Source organism: Bacillus sp. SIMBA_074, assembly GCF_046534555.1.
Lineage (GTDB): Bacteria > Bacillota > Bacilli > Bacillales > Bacillaceae_G > Bacillus_A > Bacillus_A mycoides.
In genome coordinates, this window is record NZ_JAWRYM010000426.1 from 1 (window position 1) to 277 (window position 277).

Annotated in this window: 1 pseudogene; it reads right to left on the minus strand. The window is 52.0% G+C overall.

The features are described 5' to 3' along the window. Positions 1-267: pseudogene (locus SB773_RS31430) on the minus strand (phospho-sugar mutase); the annotation flags it as partial. Between the last annotated feature and the right edge of the window lie 10 nt (positions 268-277).

Sequence of the window (277 nt, forward strand, 5' to 3'; positions counted from 1 at the left end):
GTCAAGCAGGAGTACTCCGACCTGATTACCGGTCAGGATGATGTGCTGATTGGGCTGTGTGCGAACGGCGACTCCCAGACGATCGCCATCAGGATCGGTACAAATAATCAGGTCTGCTCCCTTTTTTCGTGCATATTTCAAGGCGAGTCTGAATGCTTCGGGATTCTCCGGGTTGGGTGAGCTTGCATATGTGAATTCAGGATCAGGATTGGCCTGTTCGGGTACGACCCTTACTTGTTGGAACCCACGATCTACTAGACCATGCAAGATCGGGTCG